Origin of the sequence: Nocardiopsis sp. NPDC007018, from assembly GCF_040635075.1 — a bacterium.
GTDB lineage: Bacteria > Actinomycetota > Actinomycetes > Streptosporangiales > Streptosporangiaceae > Nocardiopsis.
Genome location: NZ_JBEYHA010000047.1, coordinates 1 through 21118 on the forward strand (window position 1 = coordinate 1; position 21118 = coordinate 21118).

Consider the following 21118-nt stretch of genomic DNA (forward strand, 5'->3'; position numbering starts at 1 on the left):
CCCACGACGAGGGGGAGCCCCCGGGCGGCGATCGACTGGAGGAAGCGCACGTGACCAGACGGTCCCCACCCCCCTTCGCGTTACCGGGGTCAGGCCGGTGCGGTGCCCAGGACCCCGCTGATGTGGCGCACCCGGTGGAAGACCGGCCGGGTGGGGGAGAGCGCCGAACACGTGCTGGGGCACTCGGTGCCCTCCTCGGTCTCCACCGACACCGAGTACAGGCCTCCGTCGTGGCCCAGGAGCACCCGGGCCCCGCGCTCGGTCTCCTCCTCGGCCAGGTGGGCGAGTGCGTCGACGCCCACGGGGACGCCCAACCGGGAACGCAGCGCGGCCTCGGCGGCCTGGGCGGGGGAGGAGTCGGTGCAGCGGCCCCGGTAGTTCTCCGGGAGCACCAGTCCGCGCTCGAGGGCGGCCACGGTGTCCTGGGCCGACTCGGGTGTGAGGCGGCCGAAGTAGACGCCCTGGGGCAGGGCCACGAGGTTGGCGGCGAAGCGGTCGCCGCCCACGTGGGTGGTCTCCCAGACCTCGGCCTCGCCTCCGGCCAGCGCGGCGGCGACGGGACGGCCCAGCATGGCGCAGCAGGGGTCCTTCTTGGCGTGGGTGCACACCAGGTAGAGGGTGTGGTCCACGGGACTGCCGAAGGCGGGCGGCTCGGGGCGTTCGGCCGCGGTGACGTCGACGTCCAGCAGCTCGGCGAGGTCGTGGAAGTCGATCCGGCGCACCCAGGGCCGGGCCCGGCTGGTGTGGACGAGGTAGGCGCGCAGCGGGCGGTCGTCGCGGGTGCGCCGTTCGCGGGTCCCGGGCCGCTTGATGAGCTGGGGCCGTACGTCGCGTCCGGCGATGCGCCGGGACAGTTCGGAGACGACCGCGCGGTCGAGGCCCTCGCTGGCGAAGGCCGGGTTGCGCCAGGGGCCGTCGTGCTCGATCAGCAGCCATCCGCCGGTGCGGCCCGCGGTGCCCGCGATCTGTTCGTCGGTGTGGCGGGCCAGGGCCGAACAGCCGCGTCGGCCGTCGGGGGTGGTGGGAAGACGCACGGGTCCGTCCAATCGGATGGGGCTCACTGCCGCGCGCACACGAAGGGCCGGCAGGGGCGTCACCCTCGGCCGTGTGGCGGTTTGGTTAGGCTACCCTACCCCGTTCGGCCCGTGCGGGTCGGGTCGACGGCGGCCCCCGCGCGCCCCGGGGTTTCCCCGGGAAGAGGTCCTGACCAGGCGTGGTCATCCGACCCTTCGCTGTTCACGTGTCCCAAATGTGCCCCGGTCACACCTTGACCCGGTGATGCGGATCACCTATGTTCACTTTCAGAACACATGTTCGCTAGGCGTACAAACGTGGGTGGCCGCGCCCCCACCCCTCACAGTTGGAGTTGCGATGCGTCGTCCCACCCCGGCCGCCCTCGCCGCGACGGCCGCCCTGCTGGCCGCCACGGCCTGCGGCGGCACCCCGACCGCCGACGACGCCGACGGTCTGACCACCGTCACCGCCGGGGTGATCCCGATCGTCGACGTCGCCCCCGTGTACCTGGGCGTCGAACAGGGCTTCTTCGAGGACCGCGGCATCGACCTGCGGCTGGAGTCCGGCTCCGGCGGGGCCGCGGTCGTCCCCGGCGTGATCAGCGGCGAGTTCGACTTCGCCTTCAGCAACATCGTCTCGCTCGTCATCGCCCGTGAACAGGGCCTCCCCCTGACCGCGCTCAGCAACGGCGTCACCAGCGCCGGTGAACAGGGGGCCGACTTCGGCGGCGTGTTCGTCCTCTCCGACAGCGACGTCACCGGCGCGGCCGACCTGGAGGGCCTGACCGTGGCCGCCAATAACCTCAACAACATCGGCGACACCACCGTCCGCCAGTCCGTGCGCGCGGCCGGAGGCGACCCCGCCGAGGTCGACTTCGTCGAACTGCCCTTCCCGGACATGCCCGCCGCGCTGGAGACCGGCCAGATCGACGCCGTCTGGGCGGTGGAACCCTTCGCCTCCACCATCCGCGAGGCGGGCCACCGCGAGATCGCCTCCAACTTCGTCGACACCCACCCCGACCTGTCCGTCGCCGCCTACTTCACCTCCGAAACCCGGATCGCCGAGGACCCCGACCTCTTCGAGGACGTCACCGCGGCCCTCCACGAGTCCCTGGCCTACGCCGACGCCAACCCCGACGAGGTCCGCCGCATCCTGGCCGACTACACCGAGATCGACCCCTCCCTCATCGAGCGCATGGCCCTGCCCCGCTTCCCCGAGGAGATCCACGAGGAGTCCGTGCGCACCCTCGCCGACCTCATGGTCACCGACGGACTCGTGGACGAGGCCCCCGACCTCGACGGCCTCCTGCGCTGACCGCCCCCCGCCCCCGCCCCCGCGCCCCCGCTCCCGCCATCCCCGCCCCACCTCCCGCCTCCCACCCTGACCCCGCCCGTCCCCAGGAGTGACCACATGACCGCCAAGAAGACCGGACCGGGCGTCCTCGCCGCCGTGGCCGCGCTGACCCTGACCGCCACCGCCTGCGGTTCCACCGGAACCGACACCACCGAGGACGGCCTCACCCCCGTCACCGTGGGCGTCCTGCCGATCACCGCGGTCGCCCCGCTCTACCTCGGCGTCGAACAGGGCTTCTTCGAGGAGCGCGGCCTGGACGTGACCATCGAGACCGGCGGGGGCGGCGCCACCACCGTCCCCCGCGTCGTCAGCGGCGAACTCGACTTCGCCTTCGGCAACGTCGCCTCCCTGATCATCGCCCGCGAACAGGGACTCCCGCTGACCGTGGTCGCCAACGGCATGACCACCACCGGTGACGCCGCCACGGACTACAGCGCCCTGGTCGTCGGAGCCGACAGCGACGTCACCAGCGCGGCCGACCTGGACGGCGCCACCGTGGCCATCGACAACCTCAACAACATCGGCGACACCTCGGTCCGCAACTCCGTGCGCGTGGCGGGCGGCGACCCCGCCGACCTCGACTTCATCGAACTCGCCTTCCCCGACATGCCCGGTGCCCTGGACAACGGCCAGGTCGACGCCGCCTGGGTCGTCGAACCCTTCCTCACCATCGCCCTCGAACAGGGCGCCACCGAGATCGCCGGCAACTTCGTCGACCTGCACCCCGAACTGTCCATCGCCACCTACTTCACCTCCGACGACCTCATCGGGAGCGACCCCGACACCGTGGACGCCTTCACCGAGGCCATGAACGAGTCCCTGGCGTTCGCGTCCGACAACCCCGAGGAGACCGCCCAGAACCTCACCGCCTACACCGAGATCGACCCGGCCCTGTTCGACCAGCTGCGCTGGCCGCGCTTTCGCGCCGAGATCGACCGCGACGCCCTGGAGACCCTCGCCGACCTGATGGTCACCGACGGCATCGTCGACGCCGACCCCGACCTGGACTCACTGATCCGATGACCACCACACGGACCGCCCCGCCCCGGGGCGCGGCCCGACGCGCCGCGCCCCGCCGCCCCCTCCTGGGCGCCCTGGGCATCGCCGGCCTGCTGACCCTGTGGGAACTGGCCCCCCGCCTCGGCGCGGTGCCCGAACGCTACTTCCCACCCGTCTCCGAGGTCCTGGCCACCCTGGCCGGGCGCGCCACCACCGCCCCCTTCTGGGAGGCGGTCGGCCACACCCTGTACGGATGGGCCCTGGGCCTGGCCATCGCCCTGGCCGCCGCCGTCCTGCTCGGCTTCGCCCTCGGTTCCACACCGCGGCTGCGCGCCTTCACGACCTCCACGGTGGACTTCCTACGCCCCATCCCCTCGGTGGCGCTCATCCCGCTCGCCGTCCTCATGTACGGCACCGACATCCGCTCCACCCTGCTCCTGGTCGTCTACGCCTGCTTCTGGCTGATCTACATCCAGGTGCTCTACGGAGTCGCCGACGTGGACCCGGTCGCCGAACAGACCGCGCGCTCCTACGGTCTGGGGCGCCTGGCCCGCATCCGCCACGTCGTGTGGCCCACCACCCTGCCCTACCTCATGACCGGCCTCCGCCTGGCCGCGGCCGTCGGGCTCATCCTGTCCATCACCGCCCAGCTGATCATCGGCTCCCCCGGCATCGGGGACCAGATCACCAACGCCCAACAGGGCGGCGCCGTCGCCCTCGTCTACGCCTGGATCGTCGCCACCGGCCTCCTCGGCGTGGTCATCAACACCGGTGTGCGCGCCCTGGAACGCCGCGTCCTGCGCTGGCACACGTCCGTCCGCGGGGAGGCCGCAGCATGAGTCAGCCCGCACCCGCGCCCGCCCGCCGCAGGCCCGCGACCCCCGGCTACGCACTGCGCCTGCTGCACGTGCTCGCGCTGCCCACCGTCATCGTCGGCGTGTACTGGGCCGTCACCGCCCAGCCCGGCGCGAGCTTCTACACGCCCACCCCCGCCGCCATCGCCTCGGCCTTCGCCGAACTGTGGTTCTCCGAACGCTTCTTCGTGGACGTGCTGCCCAGCCTGGGCCGACTCCTCGTCGGGTTCGCGCTCGCCGCCGTGATCGGCGTCGGGCTGGGAATCGTCCTCGGCCTCGACGCGCGCGTGCGCGCCACCGTCGAACCCGTCCTGGAGTTCCTGCGCGCCATCCCGCCGCCCGTGCTCGTCCCGCTCATGATCATGCTCGCCGGTATCGACGACTCCATGAAGATCATGGTCATCGTCTTCGGCTGCGTGTGGCCGGTCCTGCTCAACACCGTGGAGGGCGTGCGCGCCGTGGACCCCGTGCTCGCCGACACCGCGCGCTGCTACGGCCTCTCCGGCCCGACCCGGCTGCGGGTCCTGGTGCTGCGCTCGGCGAGCCCGCAGATCATGGCGGGACTGCGCCTGGCCCTCGCCCTGGCCATCATCCTCATGGTGATCAGCGAGATGTTCGCCAGTTCCAGCGGCCTGGGCTTCGCCATCGTGCAGTTCCAGCGCACCTTCGCCATCCCCGAGATGTGGGCCGGGATGGTCCTGCTCGGCGTCATCGGATTCCTGCTCTCGTCCGTGTTCGAGTTCGTCGAAGGGCGCGTCCTGGGCTGGTACCGCGGCCTGCGCGCGGCCAACCGGGGGGAGTGAGCCACCATGCACCACCGCGACCACCAGGGAGAACGCCCCGCCATGCTGAAGGTCACCGGCCTACAGAAGATCTACAACGGGGGAGCGTCGGCCGTGGAGGCCGTCCGCGACCTCACCTTCGAACTCGCCGAGGGGGAACTGGTCTGCCTCGTGGGCCCCTCCGGCTGCGGCAAGACCACACTCCTCAAGTGCATCGCCGGGCTCATGGCCCCCACCAGCGGAACCGTGGAGCTGGCCGACCAGCCCGTGCTGGCCCCGCCGCCCGGCATGGCCGTCGTCTTCCAGGAGTACGGCCGCAGCCTGTTCGCGTGGATGAGCGTGCGCGACAACGTCGAACTCCCGCTCAAGGAGAAGAAACTGCCCAAGGCGCGGCGCACCGCGCTCGTCGAGGAGTCCCTGGAGGCGGTCGGCCTCACCGCCTTCGCCGACTCCTACCCCTGGCAGCTCTCCGGCGGCATGCAGCAGCGCGTGGCCATCGCCCGCGCCATCGCCTACGAACCCCAGGTGCTGCTCATGGACGAACCCTTCGCGGCCGTGGACGCCCAGACCCGTGCCGATCTGGAGGACCTGGTCCGCCAGATCTGGCAGCGCCTGGGCGTCACCGTCCTGTTCGTCACCCACGACATCGACGAGGCCGTCTACCTCGGCGAACGCGTCCTGGTGCTGTCCAACTCGCCCACCGTGGTCCAGGACGACATCACCGTGGACCTGCCCGTGGAACGCGACCAGCTCACCACCCGCCAGGACGAACGCTTCACCGACCTGCGCGCCCGCGTCTACGCCCAGATCCAGCACGCCAAACGCGGCACCGCCCCGACCACCGACCGTCACCCGTAGGGAGCCCACCATGAGCCTACTCACCGCCGAGGAGTACACCTCCGCCGTCTTCACCGGGGCGTGGACCCCGGCCCGGGGCGGGGACGCCGAGGTCGTCTCGCCCTCCAGCGGCACCGTCCTCGGCCGCACCGGCATCGCCGACGCCGAGGACGTGCGGGAGGCCGCCGCACGCGCGGCCGCGGCCCAGCGCGCCTGGGCCGCCACCTCCTACGAGCGGCGCGCCGCCGTGCTGCGCCGCGCCGGGGACCTCCTGGAGGCCCACGAGGAGGAGATCATCGGGTGGCTGCGCCGCGAGGGCGGCGCGGCCGCCGGGATGGCCGGGTTCCAGGTGCACGTTGCCTCCGGGGAGTGCTTCGAGGCGGCCGCACTGGCCTCCCAGCCCCACGGGGAGATCCTGCGCACCGGCAAGCCCCGCCTCAGCTTCTCCCGACAGGTCCCGGCGGGCGTGGTCGGCGTCATCGCCCCCTTCAACGTCCCCCTCATCCTGGGCATCCGCTCGGTCGCCCCCGCACTGGCGCTGGGCAACGCCGTCATCCTCAAGCCCGACCCCCGCACCGCCGTGTGCGGTGGAGCCGTCCTGGCCGAGGTCTTCCGCCTGGCGGGCGTCCCCGAGGGCGTGTTCCAGGTGTTGCCCGGCGGCGTCGAGGCGGGCGAGGCGCTGGTGGCCGACCCGCACGTGCGCGTCATCTCCTTCACCGGCTCCACCCCCGCCGGACGCCGGGTGGGGGAGGCCGCCGCCCGCCACCTCAAGCGCGCCCACCTGGAGCTGGGCGGCAACTCGCCGCTGGTCGTCCTGGAGGACGCCGACGTGGAGCACGCCGCCTCCATCGGCGCCTGGGGCTCCTTCCTGCACCAGGGCCAGATCTGCATGACCACCGGCCGCCACCTGGTGCACGAGTCGATCGCCGACGCCTACGTGGAGCGCCTCGCCGCCAAGGCGGACGCCCTGGCGGTGGGCAGCACGGAGGAGGACGGCGCCGCCCTGGGGCCGATCATCGACGCCGCCCAGCGCGACAAGATCCACCACCTGGTCACCAGCAGCGTCGAGGCCGGAGCCCGGCTGCGGGCGGGCGGCACCTACGAGGACCTGTTCTACCGGCCCACCGTCCTGGACCGGGTACGCCCGGACACCCCCGCCTACGCCGACGAGGTGTTCGGCCCGGTCGCCCCGGTGGTGCGCTTCTCCACCGTCGACGAACTGGTGGACCTGGCCAACTCCACCGAGTACGGGCTGTCCCTGGGGGTGGTCACCACCAACCCGATGCGCGGCATGGAGATCGCCGACCGCATCCCCACCGGGATCGTGCACATCAACGACCAGACCGTGGACGACGAGGCCGTGGCGCCCTTCGGCGGGGTCGGGTCCTCCGGGACCGGCTCGCGCTTCGGCGGCACCCGCGCCAACCTGGAGGCCTTCACCGAGACCCAGTGGATCACCATGCAGGCCGACCCCGCCCGCTACCCCTTCTAGGAGGAGATCCCGCCGTCGCTGCGCAGGAGCTGGCCGTTGACCCAGCCGCCCTGCGCCGAACACAGGAAGTCGACCAGGTGCGCGGTGTCGCCCGGGGTGCCCAGCCTCCCCAGCGGCGTGTGCGCGGCGCACTCCTCGCGCACCTGGTCGGGCATCCATCCGGTGTCCACCGGACCCGGGTTGACGACGTTCGCGGTCACGCCCCTGTCGGCGAGCTCGCGCGCGGAGGCCAGCACGATCCGGTCCAGGGCGCCCTTGCTCGCCCCATAGGGCAGGTTGCCCACCACGTGGTCGCTGGTCAGGGCGATGATCCGACCGCTTCCGTGCTCACCCTGGAAGCGCCGCCCGAACTCGCGGACCAGCAGCCAGGAGGCACGGGCGTTCACGGCGAAGTGACGGTCGAAGCTCTCCACGGTGGTGTCCAGCAGCCCCGAGTCCACCGACTCGCAGTGGCACATGACCAGGGCCCGTACCGGTCCCAGCCTTCGTTCGACCTCGTCGAGGACCCGCGCGGGCGCCTCGGGGTCGGCCAGGTCGGCCTCGATCGCGACCGTGGCGGCGCCGCGAGCCGTCAGTTCGGCGCCCACCGCGTCCGCGGCACCGTCCTCCACGCCCCAGGGCATCCGGTCGTCGTAGGGCGTCCACTGGGTGCGGGCCACGTCCCAGCCCGAGCCGGCCAGGCGCCGTGCGACGGCCGCCCCGATCCCCACGGTGCGGCCCACCCCCGTCACCAGTGCGACCGGACGGTTCGGTGAGGTGTCGCGGTGTGCGTTCATGGCGCCCATACTGGTGCCGCCACGCCCTCCCCACAACGGGTTTTCCCCACCGGGGGACCCGCTTCGGCCCGGGGCGGCCAAGACCCGGCCCGGACCCACCCACGGCGCGGGCACGGCACGATCTGAGGACGCCGAGCCCTCACCCCGTGAGGTCCGGGATCACCCTCGGCCCCACCCGGCGCACGTAGTCACGGAACAACGCCACCGCCGGGGGCACGTAACCGCCTCCCGACCCCTCCTCCGGCCAGACCACGCCCACCGGCCGCTCGGCGGCGCCGTCGCTGATCGCCAGTTCCACCGTTCCACCGAGGGCGCCCCTGGGGCGGGCGGGGAGCACGGACACCCCCAGCCCCGCCGCCACCAGCCCCCGCGCCGTCGCGATGTCGTCGGCCTCGAAGGCCACCCGGGGCGTGAACCCCGCCCGGTCGCCGAGACGGTCCGTCAGGTGCCGCACCCCGCGCCCCGGCTTGAGCAGGATGAACTCGTCGCGCACCTCGGCCAGCGACACCGGCCCCGCGCCCGCCAGACCGTGGCTCTCCGGCACCACCAACCGCAACGACTGGGTGTGCAGCACCGCGGAGACCAGCCCCGGCCCCGAGGGGAGCGGCGAGGTCAGCGCCAGATCCGCCCCGCCCGAGGCCACCCGGCGCAGCGACTCCGCCCACGCCTCCTGGGTGAGGGCGAACCGCACCCCCGGGTGCTCGGCCCGAAACCCCCGCAGCAGCACCGGCACTACCTCCACCCCCAACGTGGGCAGGAAGGTCAGCGCCACCCGGCCCTCCTCCGCGCCCGTGAGTTCGGCCACCCCCTGGCGCAGGTCGTCCAGCGCGCGCTCCACGTGGGGCAGCAGCAGCCGACCGGCCCGGGTCAGCCGCACACCCCGCCCGGTGCGCTCCACCAACGCCATCCCCAGCTCCTCCTGCAAGCGGGCCAAAGCCCTGCTCAGCGTGGGTTGGGGCATGTTCAACGCCTCGGCCGCCTGGGTGACGTGCTCGGTCCGGGCGACGGCCTGGATCATCCGCAGCCGGGGCGCCAACGACCGGGTCAACGCCTCCACATCCGGGTCATTCATACGTATCAGTATGCAACAACGTGAAATCATGCATTGGACGTATGAAAGCGGGCTTCCTAGCGTTGAGCCATGACCGTGACCAGTAGTTCCCCCACCCATCTGGACCCGCGCCCCCGCGCGGGCACGGCCGCCTACCGGCGCACGGTCATCGCCCTGGTGGCGGCAGCCGTGGCCACCTTCGCCCAACTGTGGTCGGTCCAGCCGATCCTGCCCGCCATCGCCTCCGGCTTCGGCACCTCCGCAGGCCAGGCGGCCCTGGCCGTCTCCCTGTCCACCGGCGGCCTGGCCGGGTTCACCCTGGTCTGGAGCGGTGTCTCCGACCGCGTCGGCCGCGCCCGCGTCATCGCGCTGTCCCTGCTGCTGGCCACGCTCCTGGGCGCCGCCGTCCCCTTCTCCACCGACCTGTGGGCCCTCCTGCTCCTGCGCACCCTCCAGGGCGCCGCCCTCGGCGGGGTCTCCGCCGCCGCCGTGGCCTACCTCGCCGAGGAGATCCACCCCCGCGACGCCGCCAAGGCCACCGGCCTCTACATCGCCGGTAACCCGCTCGGCGGCATGGGCGGACGCCTCCTCGCCGGATTCGCCGCCGAACACGGCGGCTGGCAGTGGGGGGTCGCCGCCAACACCCTCCTCGGGTTGGCCGCCCTCCTGGTGTTCGTCCTGGTCCTGCCCCGCCAGAAGCCCACCGGGCGCACGCGTCCCGCGGGGCGGGGCGAGCGTCCCCGCGGGCGGCTCAGAGCCGCCCTGACCACTCGAGGGCTCGTGCCCATGTACGCCCAGGCCCTCCTGCTCATGGGCGCGTTCATGGCCGTCTACAACGTCCTCGGCTTCCGCCTCACCGACCCGCCCTTCGGCCTCTCCCAGGCGGTCGCCTCCCTGCTGTTCCTCTCCTACACGGCGGGCATGGTCGGATCGGCGCTGGCGGGGTCGGCCACCCAGCGCTGGGGGCGGTACGGGGTCCTCACCACCGCCACACTGCTCCTCCTCGTCGGCCTGGGCGGGCTGTTCACCACCACGGTCCTGCTCCTGCTGGTGGCGCTGCTCCTGCTGACCTTCGCGTTCTTCTGCGCCCACGCCACGGCCTCCGCCTGGGTGGGCTCGCACGCGGTCGGCGGCCGGGCCCAGGCCGCCGCCGTCTACACCCTCGCCTACTACCTGGGAGCCAGCCTCTTCGGCTGGCTCGGCGGCGTCGTCTACGACGCGGTCGGGTGGAACGGCACCGTGGCCCTGGCCCTCACCCTGACCGTGCTCGCGGGGCTGATCGCCCTGCGCCTGCGCCGCCTGCCCGCCCCCGCCTGAGCCGCGCGCCGGACCAGGTCAGGCCACCCGAACCGGGGACTCACCCCAACGGCCGCACCGTGAGGCACTGCTCGGCCGTCCCGACCTCGCCCAGCCGGTCGTGCAGCACCGTGCTGGTCAGCCCCAGGCCCGTGGGCCCGAACACCACCCGGGTGTCCAGGCCCACCCACGGGCCCCGCGGACGCCGGTGCAGGTGCACCGTGAGATCCACGTTCGGGAACATCCACTCGGTGGGGGACTGGCGCACGGCGACGCCGTTGGCCGTGTCCACCAGGGCGAGGTAGGACGCCACCGGTCCCGCCCGCTCGCCCTCGACCAGCGCCACGTCCGTGGTCAGCCAGGCGGTGCCCCGGCCCCGTTCGGGTGCCCCGACCGGTCGTACGTCCAGCGAGGCGATGTAGCCGCCCGGCCACAGGTCACCCATCGTCCGGGTCGCGAGCCCCTCCGGCGAGGGGAGCGGTTCGGTGGCGCCCCCCGCCACCGCCCGGGTGTCCCCGGGCATCAGCAGCCAGGCCCGCGCCCGCACCAGTGCGCGCTCCCCGGCGTACACACGGGCCTCCACGAGCTCGATGGTGCGCCCGGGCCGCAGGACCTCCACCTCGGTGCGGCACTCCGTCATGGGAAGCCGGCCCAGGATGTCGAAGGAGATCCACGACAGCAGCAGGCCCCTCTCCTCGGAGTGGGCCTCGATGACGTGGGTCACCAGACCGCCCAGGGGGCTGAAGTGCTGTTCGGCGGTGTTCCAGGCGCCGCTGACGTGTTCGGTGGGCAGGTAGCGGTCGGTGCCCGCCCGAACGAAGTACGCGTTCTGTCCCAAGGTGATCTCCTGTACGACGGGTGCCTGACCCGGGCATCATGCCCCACCCGCCCGCACCTGCCCTCCACCGAGGTCCTCCGGAGAGGGGTCCGTGCTCCTCGTCGCCAGGTGCCGCCAGACGCACAGGGCCACGGGCAGGGCCATCACCGCGGCGACCGTCCACAGGTGACCCGCAAGGACCCCGAACTCCGGAAACAGGTGCGGCGGGATGTCCAGGGGCGCGTCAGGGCCGCGGAACTCCCGCATGCGTCCTTCCAACGTGGCGGGTGTGCCGTAGCCGACGAACACCGTGGTCGCGAGGGCCACCAGCCCCCACCCGGCGGCCCACGCGAAGCTGCGCACCCCCGCCGACCAGGCCGCGGCGAACAGCGCGAACAGGACGAAGAAGGAGAGGCCGGTCCCCGGAGTGGCGTAGCCCCAGCCCTGGGGGGTGTGCGTCGCGGCCTCGATCAGTCTGCCGATGCTCACGTCCTCGACCCCGGCCTCCCCCTGGCTCCGGAAATCGAATCTCATGATCGGAACCAGGACGGCCGCGGCCGCCGCGGCGACGAAACCGACAACGCACAGACAGCGCTCCCACACCGTGCTCACGTGTGCTCCCTTCGGTCGACGGGCTCCTGGGCGGAGCGATGACGGACCTCCAACGGGGATTGTTCCAGGAGGGCGGTCGTCCTAGGAGGTAAACGGCCCGTTGGGTGGGACGCCCCGCCGGGAGGAGTGAGCCGAGGGGGCGCGGCCGGCCCCGACGGGTGTGAACTTGGCCAAGCGCCTGCGGGCCGTGAAGCCGAGTGGCTACTGTGGCCCCACCTGTTCCCGCGATCACGAGGTAGCCGATGAACCACGAGTCGTTGTTCGGACTTCCCGAGCTCACCCCCGTGCCGGTGGTGATGAGTCTGGACGACCAGTGGTACCAGCGGATGTGGAACGGCCAGAAGTCGCACGAGTACCGGCGCCGCTACGTCACCGGCGCCCCCACCCAGTGGTTCGTCTACCTCGCCGCCCCCGAGAGCCGCCTGTGCGCGGTGATCGACCTGGGCCGGGCGGTCGAGGGCTCGCCGCAGGAGATCGCGCGGCTCGCGGAGCGGGAGCACCCGGGCGACGGGGCGCCCGTGCTCGACTACCTGGCCAAGGGCAGGAACCGCACCGGGTACGCGATGCCGATCCTGCGCATCCGGGAGTTCGCCGGGTTCACCGCCTCCGAGCTGGACCGGATGCTCGACGGCGGGTTCCGCCCGCCGGAGGGCCACGTCCCGGTCGACCGGGGGTCCGGCTGGCGTACGGTGTGCGACCGGCTGGTCTCGGGCCCGGTGCTGCGCGAGACGATGGTCATCGCGGCCTACTGACGCGGGGCGCGTCGAACGCCCGAAAGGGGGTAGGTCGCGCCGCGAACCGAGGAGGAGCCATGCCGACGTGCGACCACCAGTGGGTCCCGGGGCCCAACAGCGGGACCGAGCAGTGCTCGAACTGCGTGGCCATCCGGTCCCGGAACTACTGAGCGCCGACCTCGCGCACCGCCGTTCGGCCGCAGTCCGCGCAGTCGGCGCGGCACGCGGTGGCGAAGTTGTTCATGCTCATGGACTTGCAGCGCGCGCACACCAGGCGCTGCCCACCCGGCGGGTCGTGGCGCCACTCGTGATGGCCGCGGCGGCAGATCCCTGAGGGGAGGATGCGGGTGGGGTCGCTCGTGCTCATGGGGACACCGTAACCGTGGACCACGGGGCCGGGGAAGGGCGGCCGAGGAACGTCACGGTATGCGCCACATCCGTGTGTTGGGCGGGAGTGCCCCACCGTCGGCGGACCGTCCGGGGCCGGTACGCCGGGGCCCCTCCGGGATCGTGCGCCCTTTCTTTGCGCCGCCTTGGGCGGCGGGTCCTTCTTCGCCGGGGAGGTAGGGGAGACAGCGGTCGGCAGATAGTTTAAGATTCAACTTGTTCGGCCGGACGAGGAAGGGTGAAGGACATGGACGTGCGTCCCTCGGGTATCCACCACGTGACCGCGATCGCGAGCGCCCCCCAGGCCAACGCCGACTTCTACCTGAACGCGCTGGGTATGCGCATGGTGAAGCGGACGGTCAACTTCGACGCCCCGCAGACCTACCACTTCTACTACGGCGACCGCGCGGGCAACCCCGGCACCATCATGACCTTCTTCCCCTGGCCCGACGCGCCCCGGGGCACGATCGGAGCGGGGCAGGCCACCACCACGACCTTCTCCGTCCCCGAGGGTTCCCTGGGCTGGTGGGCCGAGCACCTGGCCGCTCTGGACGTGCCCGCCTCCCGCCCCGCCGAACGCGGCGAGGAGGACGTGCTGACCCTGCGCGACCCCGACGGGCTGGTGATCGAGCTGGCCGCCAGCGCCGACCACCACGACACCGACCCCTGGGACGGGGGAGCGGTTCCCGTCGAGCACGCGATCCGGGGCATCCGCGCCGTGACCCTCACCGAGCACGACGCGGACGCCACCGCCCTGATGCTCGGTGACCAGCTCGGCTTCCACCTGCACAGCGAGGACGGGAACCGGATGCGGTTCCGGACCAACGACACCGGTGACGGGGTCGGCACCATCGTCGACGTGCTGGCCGATCCCCGCGCGGAGCGCGGCGTGGTCGCCGCCGGAACGGTGCACCACGTGGCCTACCGGGCCCCGGACACTCCCGTGCAGGAGGCCTGGCGCCAGCGGTTGGAGGACGACGGCGTGGGGGTGACCGAGATCCGCGACCGTACGTACTTCACCTCGATCTACTTCCGTGAACCCGGCGGGGTCCTGTTGGAGATCGCCACCGACGGCCCGGGGTTCGACTACGACGAACCGCTGTTGGAGCTGGGCCGTTCGCTGCGGCTGCCGCCCTGGCTGGAACCCGACCACGAGCGGATCGCCGCCCGCCTGCCGCGCGTGGAGGTCGACCGGTGACCCCGCCCGCGACCTCGGTGGAGGACTTCGTCCACGTCTTCGAGCCGGCCACCGTCCCGGACACCCCGGCGCTTCTCCTGCTGCACGGGACGGGCGCGGACGAGCGCGACCTGCTGCCCCTGGGCCGTGCCCTGGCTCCGGGGTCGGCACTGTTGTCCCCGCGCGGCAAGGTCGACGAGAACGGCATGAACCGCTGGTTCCGGAGGCTGCGCGAGGGGGTCTTCGACGTCGAGGACCTCATCGAGCGCACCGCGGAGCTGGCCGGGTTCGTCGAGGCCGCGACCGCCGCCTACGACCTCGACCCGGAGCGGATCGTCGTGAGCGGCTTCTCGAACGGGGCCAACACGGGCGCGGGCCTGTTGCTGCTCAATCCCGGACTGTTCGTGGGCGCGGCCCTGTTCGCGGGCGGAGCCCCGCTCCAGGGGCGCGAGCCCGCTCCGGTGGACCTCTCGGGCACGCGGGTGTTCCTGGGCAACGGCGCGGCCGACCCGATCACCCCCGTCGGCCAGGCGCGCCTGCTCGCCTCCCAGCTGGGGGAGCGTGGCGCTGACGTCGTGGTCCACGAGCACCCGGGAGGACACCAGCTGACCCCCGAGGTGCTGGCCGGTGCCCAGGACTGGTTCTCCCGCGCGGAGTTCTGAGCCGGGCCCCGGACGCGGGGGTCCGTCCCTCGGGCCCTCGTCGAGAGGCGGTGACACCCCCTGGCCCCGGGTGTCACCGCCTCTCTTGGCCCGGCAGTGAATCTACGTCGTAAAGGCCTCCCGATTCCTCCTTCGCCACGACCCACACCCTCACCCACCTCGCCAGATGTAAGGGGATCACTGCCCCGGTCCCGTGACGAAGCGGTACACAACGGTCGCTACATTGGCTCGCGCCCCGTTCACCGTCACGGAAAGACACCCCATGATCCCCTCGCACACCACACGGCTCCGGTGATGGACCCCGAGGTCCTCGCGCTGCTGCTGCTCGCCGCCGTCGCCGCGGGCTGGATCGACGCCGTCGTCGGGGGAGGGGGCCTGCTCCTCCTTCCCGCCCTGATGGTCGCGGCCCCCACCACACCCCTGGCCACGCTCCTGGGCACCAACAAGCTCGGCGCCGTGTTCGGCACCACCTCGGCCGCCATCGCCTATGCCCGCAAGGTGCGCATCGACCGCCGCGTCGTCGTCCCCACGGCCGGGCTCGCCCTCCTCGGCTCCGGGCTGGGCGCAGCCCTGGCCACCGCCCTCACCGCCGACGTGCTCAAACCGGTGATCATGGTGGTCCTGGCCGGAGTCGCCCTCATGGTGGTGTTCCGTCCCGCGATGGGAACCTCTGCCGACCCCGCGCTGCGCACCCGCAACCGCGTCCTGGCGGTCCTGGCGCTGGCCGGGCTCGGCGTGAGCTTCTACGACGGCGTCATCGGCCCCGGCACGGGCGTGTTCCTGATCATCGCCTTCACCGCCGTGCTCGGCATGGACTTCCTCCAGGCCTCGGCCTCGGCGAAGATCGTCAACGTGTGCACGAACATCGGCGCCCTGGTGGTCTTCGCCCTCGGCGGGCACGTGGACTGGCTCCTCGGACTCGGACTGGCCGTGTGCACCATCCTGGGGGCCCAGGTCGGCGCGCGCATGGCCCTCCGACGCGGGGCGGGGTTCGTCCGCGCGGTGCTGCTGGTCGTGGTGCTGGCACTGCTCGCCCGCATGGGCTGGGACGTTTTCGCCTGAGACCGGTCCGCTCGGGCCCGCCGCCGAGCCCTCACACGGCCGGTTCCGCCTCCCCGGTGAGCGCGGCGGTGACGTCCCCGATGATCCGGTGGGCGCCGTGGTGGTTGGCCGATCCCCAGAAGTCGTGGTCCACCCGGTAGATCCGCCCGTCGGCGACCGCGTCCAGGGAACCCCAGAGCCCGTCGGAGAAGGTCTCCGGTGCGTCCGGGTACCCGGACCCGGCCATGACGAACACGACGTCCCCGTCGGCCTGGTCCAGGTTCTCGTAACCGCGCGGGACGAAGTCGGTACCGCCCTCGCCCGCGAGCTGCCCCTCGGGCCGCGCGAACCCGAGGTCGGCCACGACCTGCCCAGGGAACGACTCCGGAGTCTCCAACCGGATCTCGGTCCCACTCTGCAACCGCACCAGGGACAGCTCGGTCCCGGCCGGGTCCACCCCGGCCCCGGCGAGGTCGGCGCGGGCGTCCTCGACGGCGGCGTCGTAGGCGGCCACGGCCTCGCGTGCCCGGTCCTCGGCGTCCAGGACCCGCGCGACCTCCTCCAGGTGACCGCGCCAGGAACCGGTACCCTCCCACTCCAGCAGTACCGTGGGGGCGATCGCCTCCAAGGTGTCCAGCAGTTCGGCCTGGCCTCCGTTGGGCGTGCTCACCCCGATGATGAGGTCGGGAGCCGCGGTGGCCAGCTCCTCGACGTTGACGTCGTCCTCGACGGGCGAGCTGGTGACCAGGGTGAGACCGGCGCCGTCCACGCCCTCGGGCAGGAAGGGAGCCAGCCCGTGGTCGGGATCGCCGGGGGAGCCCATGGTCGCGACCGGCGTGTGTCCCAGCTGGGTCAGCGCGGCCAGTGTGGGACGCCACAGGACGGCGATCCGCTCCGGGGAAGCGGGGATCTCCACGGCCCCGTTGGCCCCCTCGACCACCCGGGTGGGGCCTCCCGCGCCCGGGTCGGAGCCCGTGCCCTCGGGGGAGCAGGACGTCAGCGCCAGGGCCCCGGCCAGGGCGAACACGCCCAGGGAGCGCGGCACGCGGGTGAGATCGAACATCTGGGGGACCCTTCCGTGCGAACAGGATGTAGGTAAGGCTAACCTGTCCGGGTGGGTTTCGGCTGATTCGGGTCGGCCCCGCGACGCTCCGCCGGTCCCGTCACGGGCGAGCCCCACCACAACACACCCATCAACCGCCCAGCCAGACGAACGGGGGACCCGTGGCCCTGCGCGCGCCCGCGCCAACACGCCCCACCCTCACCAGACGCATCGTGCGCCCCATCGGCCTCATCATCGCCATGGGCGTCCTCGCCGTGTGCGCACTCCTGAGCATCACCGTCGGTGCCAAACCCATCCCCGCCACCGACGTGTGGGCCGCCCTGACCGCCTACGACGGCTCCTACGACCACGACGTCATCCGCACCCTGCGCGTCCCCCGCACCGTCATCGGGATCTTCGTCGGTGCCGCCCTCGGCCTGGCCGGAGCCCTCATGCAGGCCCTCACCCGCAACCCCCTCGCCGAACCCGGCATCCTCGGCGTCAACTCCGGGGCCGCGGCGGCCGTGGTCGTGGCCGTCTTCCTCTTCGGCGCCAGCGGCTCCGCCCTGGTCTGGCCCGCCTTCCTCGGCGCCGCCGTCGCCGCCGTCGCCGTCTACGCCCTGGGCTCACGCGGCCGCTCCAGCGCCACCCCCGTACGACTGGCCCTGGCCGGAACCGCCCTGGCCGCCGTCCTCCAAGGGCTCATCTACGGTGTCATCGTCCTCAACGACTTCGTCTTCGACCGCATCCGGTTCTGGCAGGTCGGCTCCCTCACCGGACGGGACCTGGACCTCTTCCTCCAGATCGCGCCCTTCCTCGTCGCGGGAATCCTCGTCACCCTGGCCCTGGGACCCTCCCTCAACGCCATGGCGCTCGGCGACGACCTGGCCGCCACCCTGGGCGCCCGCATCCCCCTCATCCGCGCCGGGACCGCCGTGGGGGTCATCCTGCTGTGCGGCGCCGCCACCGCCGCCGCCGGACCCATCTGGTTCGTGGGCCTGATCATCCCGCACGCCGCGCGGGTGGTCACCGGCCCCGACCAACGCTGGCTACTGCCCTACGCGGCCGTCCTCGGAGCGATCCTGCTCACCGCCGCCGACACCGTGGGCCGCGTCATCCTCCCCGGCTCCGAACTGGAGGTCGGCATCATCACCGCACTCGTCGGGGCGCCCCTGTTCATCGCCCTGGTCCGCAGCAGAAGGATGGCCCAGCTGTGAGCGACACCCTCACACCCCCGCCGCCCGCCGACGCGCCCGCGCGCCTGACCCCGCGCGGCGCGCGCGCCTGGCGGACCCCGGGCGGCCGGGTCTCGCTGCTGGTACGCCCGCGCACCCTCCTGGTCGGCCTGGCCCTGGTCGCCGTCACCCTGGCGGCCCTGGTGGTGTCCGTCGCGGTCGGCGACTACGAGATCCCGCTCCCGGCCGTGCCGGGCGCCCTGCTCGGGTACGGCGAACGCCTCGACGTGTTCTTCGTCCAGGGAGTGCGGCTTCCCCGGGCCCTGACCGCCATCGGCGTGGGTGCCGCGCTCGGGATCGCCGGAGCCGTCTTCCAGAGCCTGTCCCGCAACGCACTTGGCAGTCCCGACATCATCGGGTTCACCTCCGGCGCGGCCACCGGCGCCGTCGCCGCCATCCTCCTGCTGGGCGCCGGCCGCCTCGTGGTCTCCCTCGGCGCCATCACGGGCGGTCTGGTCACCGCGGCGGTGGTGTACCTGCTGGCCATGAAGAACGGGGTCCAGGGATACCGGCTGGTCCTGGTCGGGATCGGTGTGAGCGCCATGCTCTCCTCGGTCCGCGACTACCTCATGACCCGCGCCGACCTCACCGACGCCCTGGGCGCGCAGATCTGGATGATCGGCAGCCTCAACGGGCGGGGGTGGTCGGAGACGGCCGCCGTGTGGATCGGCCTGGCCGTGCTGGCCCCCGTCATCCTCGCCGTCGGTCAGCGCCTGCGCTTCCTCGAACTGGGTGAGGACACCGCACGCGGACTGGGCGTGGACGCCCGGTCCACGCAGATCATCGCCCTGGCCGCGGCCAGCGCCCTGACCGGGGCCGCCATCGCCGTGGCGGGCCCGATCGGGTTCGTGGCCCTGGCCGCGCCCCAGCTGGCCCGGCGCCTGGCCCGTACCGGAGGCACCACCCTGGTCGGCTCGGCGCTCATGGGCGCCGCCCTGCTGTCGGTGGCCGACCTGGTCGCCCTACGCCTGATGGCCCCCACACAACTGCCGGTGGGGGTCGTCACCGCCGTCATCGGCGGCACCTACCTCATCTGGCTCCTCTACACGGAGTGGCGCGGAGGCCGGGCCTGACCCGCCCGCGCACCGTGTCGCGAACCGAGCAGCCACCGCAGAGCCCCACCCGAAAGAGAACGATGACCGACGACGCCAGCACCCGCCTCTCGGGACGGGACCTCACCCTGTCCTACGACCAGCGCGTCATCTCCCGCGACCTGGCCGTGCGCATCCCCGACCACTCCTTCACGGTCATCGTGGGACCCAACGCGTGCGGCAAGTCCACTCTGCTGCGCGCCCTGTCGCGCACGCTCAGGCCCGCCCAGGGCAACGTGCTCCTGGACGGGCAGGTGATCGGCTCCTATCCGGCCAAGGAGGTGGCGCGCCGCCTGGGCCTGCTTCCGCAGTCCTCGATCGCCCCGGACGGGATCGGCGTGGCCGACCTGGTGGCCCGGGGCCGGTTCCCGCACCAGAGCTTCCTGCGGCAGTGGTCGGCCCAGGACGAGGCGGTGGTCACCGAGGCGATGGCAGCCACCGGGGTGGAGGCGCTCGCCGACCGGTCGGTGGACGAGCTCTCCGGCGGTCAGCGCCAACGGGTGTGGCTGGCCATGGTCCTGGCCCAGCAGACACCGCTGCTCCTGCTCGACGAGCCGACCACGTACCTGGACATCGCCCACCAGATGGACATGCTCGACCTGTGTGCCGACCTGCACGCGGAGCGGGGGCACACCCTGGTGGCGGTCCTGCACGACCTCAACCACGCCTGCCGCTACGCCACACACCTGATCGTCATGAAGGACGGCGCGATCGTCGCCGAGGGCGACCCCGCCACGGTGGTCACCGCCGACCTGGTGGAGAAGGTGTTCGGGCTGCCGGTGCGGATCATCCCGGACCCCGAGACGCACACTCCGATGATCGTTCCGGTCGACCGCAGGGGCCGGGCCCGCGAACGGGGATGAGCGGGGCCCCGGCCCGGCCGGTCGACTGTGCGGGCCGGGGCGGGGCGTTCCCGTTCAGCGCTCCAGCAGCCCGCGCAGCTCCGCCACCACCCCGGCCGGGTCCTGCTCGGCCATGAAGTGCCCGCTGTCCACGGTGGCGTGCCGCAGGTCGCTCGCCCAGGCCCCCCACAGCGCGGCGGCGTCGTACCCCAGGGCCGCCCCCCAGTCCTGCTGGAGCACCGTCACGGGCATCTCCAGACGGCGCCCGGCGGCCCGGTCGGCCTCGTCGTGTTCGAGGTCGACGCCGGCCGAGGCCCGGTAGTCGGCCACGATCGAGTCCACCGCCCCCGCACTGGCCTCCAGGTAGGCCCGGCGCACCTCGGGCGGGATCGCCGAGGGGTCCGCCGACCAGGCGTCGAGGAAGGACCCGAAGAACTCCTCCGCGCACGCGGCGATCATCCGCTCGGGCAGCCCGGGCGGCTGGGCCATCAGGTACAGGTGGTAGCCGACCGCGCCCCGCACCCCGTGCAGGGCCTCCCACATGTCCGGGGTCGGCAGCACGTCCAGGCTGGCCAGGTGAGTGACGGCGTCGGGGTGGTCGAGTCCGGCGCGGATCGCCACCAGCGCCCCCCGGTCGTGGCCCGCCAGCGCGAACCGTTCGTGGCCCAGCACCCGGGCCAGCTCCACCACGTCCGCGCCCATGGTGCGTTTGGCGTACACCTCGGGGCCGGTCGCCCCGGGTTTGTCACTGGCCCCGTAGCCGCGCAGGTCGGGACAGATGACCGTGTGGTCGGCGGCGAGGTCGGCGGCCACGTGCCGCCACATCAGGTGGGTCTGCGGGAACCCGTGCAGGAGCACCAGGGCGGGCCCCGAACCCCCGACCGCCGCGTTGAGCGACACCCCGGGCGCCACCGGCACCCGCACGTACTCGAAACCCTCGATGACCGGAGCCATGTGTTCGCCTCTTCCTTGTTGGTTGACTCCAGACTCGCGGCCCCCGATGAGCAACGGATGAGCGCGCCCC

The 21118-nt window shown here is 72.8% G+C and carries 22 protein-coding genes; 14 read left to right on the forward strand and 8 right to left on the reverse strand.

Annotated features, from left to right (window positions below):
* Positions 1-89 precede the first annotated feature (89 nt).
* A complete protein-coding gene (locus tag ABZ635_RS21265) occupies positions 90-1034 on the reverse strand; it encodes a sucrase ferredoxin (protein ID WP_357767913.1) in 945 nt (314 codons plus the stop codon).
* A gap of 337 nt (positions 1035-1371) precedes the next feature.
* On the opposite strand from ABZ635_RS21265, the gene ABZ635_RS21270 reads away from it, so the two are divergent.
* The 6 genes from ABZ635_RS21270 to ABZ635_RS21295 all read left to right on the forward strand — a co-directional run bounded on the left by ABZ635_RS21270 (position 1372) and on the right by ABZ635_RS21295 (position 7331).
* A complete protein-coding gene (locus ABZ635_RS21270) occupies positions 1372-2328 on the forward strand; it encodes an ABC transporter substrate-binding protein (RefSeq protein ID WP_357767916.1) in 957 nt (318 codons plus the stop codon).
* 96 nt (positions 2329-2424) lie between these two features.
* Complete coding sequence (locus ABZ635_RS21275) at positions 2425-3390, forward strand: ABC transporter substrate-binding protein (protein WP_357767918.1); 966 nt, start codon at positions 2425-2427, stop codon at positions 3388-3390.
* Positions 3387-4205 (forward strand): ABC transporter permease, encoded by an 819-nt coding sequence (locus ABZ635_RS21280; RefSeq protein ID WP_357767920.1) that lies wholly within the window; start codon positions 3387-3389, stop codon positions 4203-4205. The genes ABZ635_RS21275 and ABZ635_RS21280 overlap by 4 nt, the downstream gene beginning before the upstream one ends.
* Positions 4202-5023 carry an ABC transporter permease gene (locus tag ABZ635_RS21285; RefSeq protein ID WP_357767923.1) on the forward strand — a complete coding sequence of 274 codons (822 nt, stop codon included), beginning with the start codon at positions 4202-4204 and terminating at the stop codon, positions 5021-5023. The genes ABZ635_RS21280 and ABZ635_RS21285 overlap by 4 nt, the downstream gene beginning before the upstream one ends.
* 6 nt (positions 5024-5029) lie before the next feature.
* Positions 5030-5860 (forward strand): ABC transporter ATP-binding protein, encoded by an 831-nt coding sequence (locus ABZ635_RS21290; protein WP_357767926.1) that lies wholly within the window; start codon positions 5030-5032, stop codon positions 5858-5860.
* Positions 5861-5870: 10 nt separating this feature from the next.
* Positions 5871-7331, forward strand: a complete 1461-nt coding sequence (locus tag ABZ635_RS21295) for an aldehyde dehydrogenase family protein (protein WP_357767928.1) — start codon at positions 5871-5873, stop codon at positions 7329-7331.
* Here the strand turns inward: ABZ635_RS21295 and ABZ635_RS21300 are convergent.
* Together ABZ635_RS21300 and ABZ635_RS21305 are read right to left on the reverse strand one after the other, a co-directional pair.
* Positions 7328-8107: an SDR family oxidoreductase gene (locus ABZ635_RS21300; protein WP_357767931.1), complete on the reverse strand. Its 780-nt coding sequence runs from the start codon at positions 8105-8107 to the stop codon at positions 7328-7330. The genes ABZ635_RS21295 and ABZ635_RS21300 overlap by 4 nt on opposite strands.
* Before the next feature lie 139 nt (positions 8108-8246).
* Complete coding sequence (locus ABZ635_RS21305; protein WP_357767934.1) at positions 8247-9179, reverse strand: LysR family transcriptional regulator; 933 nt, start codon at positions 9177-9179, stop codon at positions 8247-8249.
* 69 nt (positions 9180-9248) lie between these two features.
* On the opposite strand from ABZ635_RS21305, the gene ABZ635_RS21310 reads away from it, so the two are divergent.
* Positions 9249-10475, forward strand: coding sequence for an MFS transporter (locus tag ABZ635_RS21310; RefSeq protein ID WP_357767937.1), 1227 nt, complete (start codon positions 9249-9251; stop codon positions 10473-10475).
* A 40-nt stretch (positions 10476-10515) separates the two neighbouring features.
* Here ABZ635_RS21310 and ABZ635_RS21315 read toward each other — a convergent pair whose 3' ends face one another.
* Both ABZ635_RS21315 and ABZ635_RS21320 read right to left on the reverse strand, forming a co-directional pair.
* Complete coding sequence (locus ABZ635_RS21315) at positions 10516-11292, reverse strand: thioesterase family protein (RefSeq protein WP_357767940.1); 777 nt, start codon at positions 11290-11292, stop codon at positions 10516-10518.
* Between the two features lie 36 nt (positions 11293-11328).
* The gene (locus ABZ635_RS21320) at positions 11329-11883 is read right to left on the reverse strand and encodes a hypothetical protein (RefSeq protein WP_357767943.1); all 555 of its coding nucleotides are present in this window, start codon (positions 11881-11883) and stop codon (positions 11329-11331) included.
* Positions 11884-12125: 242 nt separating this feature from the next.
* Between ABZ635_RS21320 and ABZ635_RS21325 the strand changes: the two genes are divergently transcribed.
* The gene (locus tag ABZ635_RS21325) at positions 12126-12635 is read left to right on the forward strand and encodes a hypothetical protein (protein WP_357767946.1); all 510 of its coding nucleotides are present in this window, start codon (positions 12126-12128) and stop codon (positions 12633-12635) included.
* Between the two features lie 145 nt (positions 12636-12780).
* Here ABZ635_RS21325 and ABZ635_RS21330 read toward each other — a convergent pair whose 3' ends face one another.
* A complete protein-coding gene (locus tag ABZ635_RS21330; RefSeq protein WP_357767949.1) occupies positions 12781-12984 on the reverse strand; it encodes a hypothetical protein in 204 nt (67 codons plus the stop codon).
* 267 nt (positions 12985-13251) lie between these two features.
* Here ABZ635_RS21330 and ABZ635_RS21335 point away from each other — a divergent pair, with 267 nt between their 5' ends.
* The 3 genes from ABZ635_RS21335 (at position 13252) to ABZ635_RS21345 (ending at position 15905) form a co-directional block, all read left to right on the forward strand.
* Positions 13252-14202, forward strand: a complete 951-nt coding sequence (locus ABZ635_RS21335; protein ID WP_357767952.1) for a ring-cleaving dioxygenase — start codon at positions 13252-13254, stop codon at positions 14200-14202.
* On the forward strand, positions 14199-14843 hold the full coding sequence (locus tag ABZ635_RS21340; RefSeq protein WP_357767955.1) for an alpha/beta hydrolase: 645 nt from the start codon (positions 14199-14201) through the stop codon (positions 14841-14843). Before ABZ635_RS21335 ends, ABZ635_RS21340 begins: the two co-directional genes overlap by 4 nt.
* 294 nt (positions 14844-15137) lie before the next feature.
* Positions 15138-15905, forward strand: a complete 768-nt coding sequence (locus ABZ635_RS21345; protein WP_357767958.1) for a TSUP family transporter — start codon at positions 15138-15140, stop codon at positions 15903-15905.
* Between the two features lie 31 nt (positions 15906-15936).
* On the opposite strand, the gene ABZ635_RS21350 is transcribed toward ABZ635_RS21345, so the two are convergent.
* Positions 15937-16947 carry an iron-siderophore ABC transporter substrate-binding protein gene (locus tag ABZ635_RS21350; protein WP_357767961.1) on the reverse strand — a complete coding sequence of 337 codons (1011 nt, stop codon included), beginning with the start codon at positions 16945-16947 and terminating at the stop codon, positions 15937-15939.
* 161 nt (positions 16948-17108) lie between these two features.
* Between ABZ635_RS21350 and ABZ635_RS21355 the strand changes: the two genes are divergently transcribed.
* The 3 genes from ABZ635_RS21355 (at position 17109) to ABZ635_RS21365 (ending at position 20115) form a co-directional block, all read left to right on the forward strand.
* The gene (locus ABZ635_RS21355; protein WP_357767964.1) at positions 17109-18143 is read left to right on the forward strand and encodes an iron chelate uptake ABC transporter family permease subunit; all 1035 of its coding nucleotides are present in this window, start codon (positions 17109-17111) and stop codon (positions 18141-18143) included.
* Positions 18140-19234, forward strand: a complete 1095-nt coding sequence (locus ABZ635_RS21360) for an iron chelate uptake ABC transporter family permease subunit (RefSeq protein ID WP_357767967.1) — start codon at positions 18140-18142, stop codon at positions 19232-19234. The genes ABZ635_RS21355 and ABZ635_RS21360 overlap by 4 nt, the downstream gene beginning before the upstream one ends.
* 62 nt (positions 19235-19296) lie before the next feature.
* The gene (locus ABZ635_RS21365) at positions 19297-20115 is read left to right on the forward strand and encodes an ABC transporter ATP-binding protein (protein WP_357767970.1); all 819 of its coding nucleotides are present in this window, start codon (positions 19297-19299) and stop codon (positions 20113-20115) included.
* Positions 20116-20169: 54 nt separating this feature from the next.
* Here ABZ635_RS21365 and ABZ635_RS21370 read toward each other — a convergent pair whose 3' ends face one another.
* A complete protein-coding gene (locus tag ABZ635_RS21370) occupies positions 20170-21048 on the reverse strand; it encodes an alpha/beta hydrolase (protein ID WP_357767972.1) in 879 nt (292 codons plus the stop codon).
* Positions 21049-21118 lie beyond the last annotated feature (70 nt).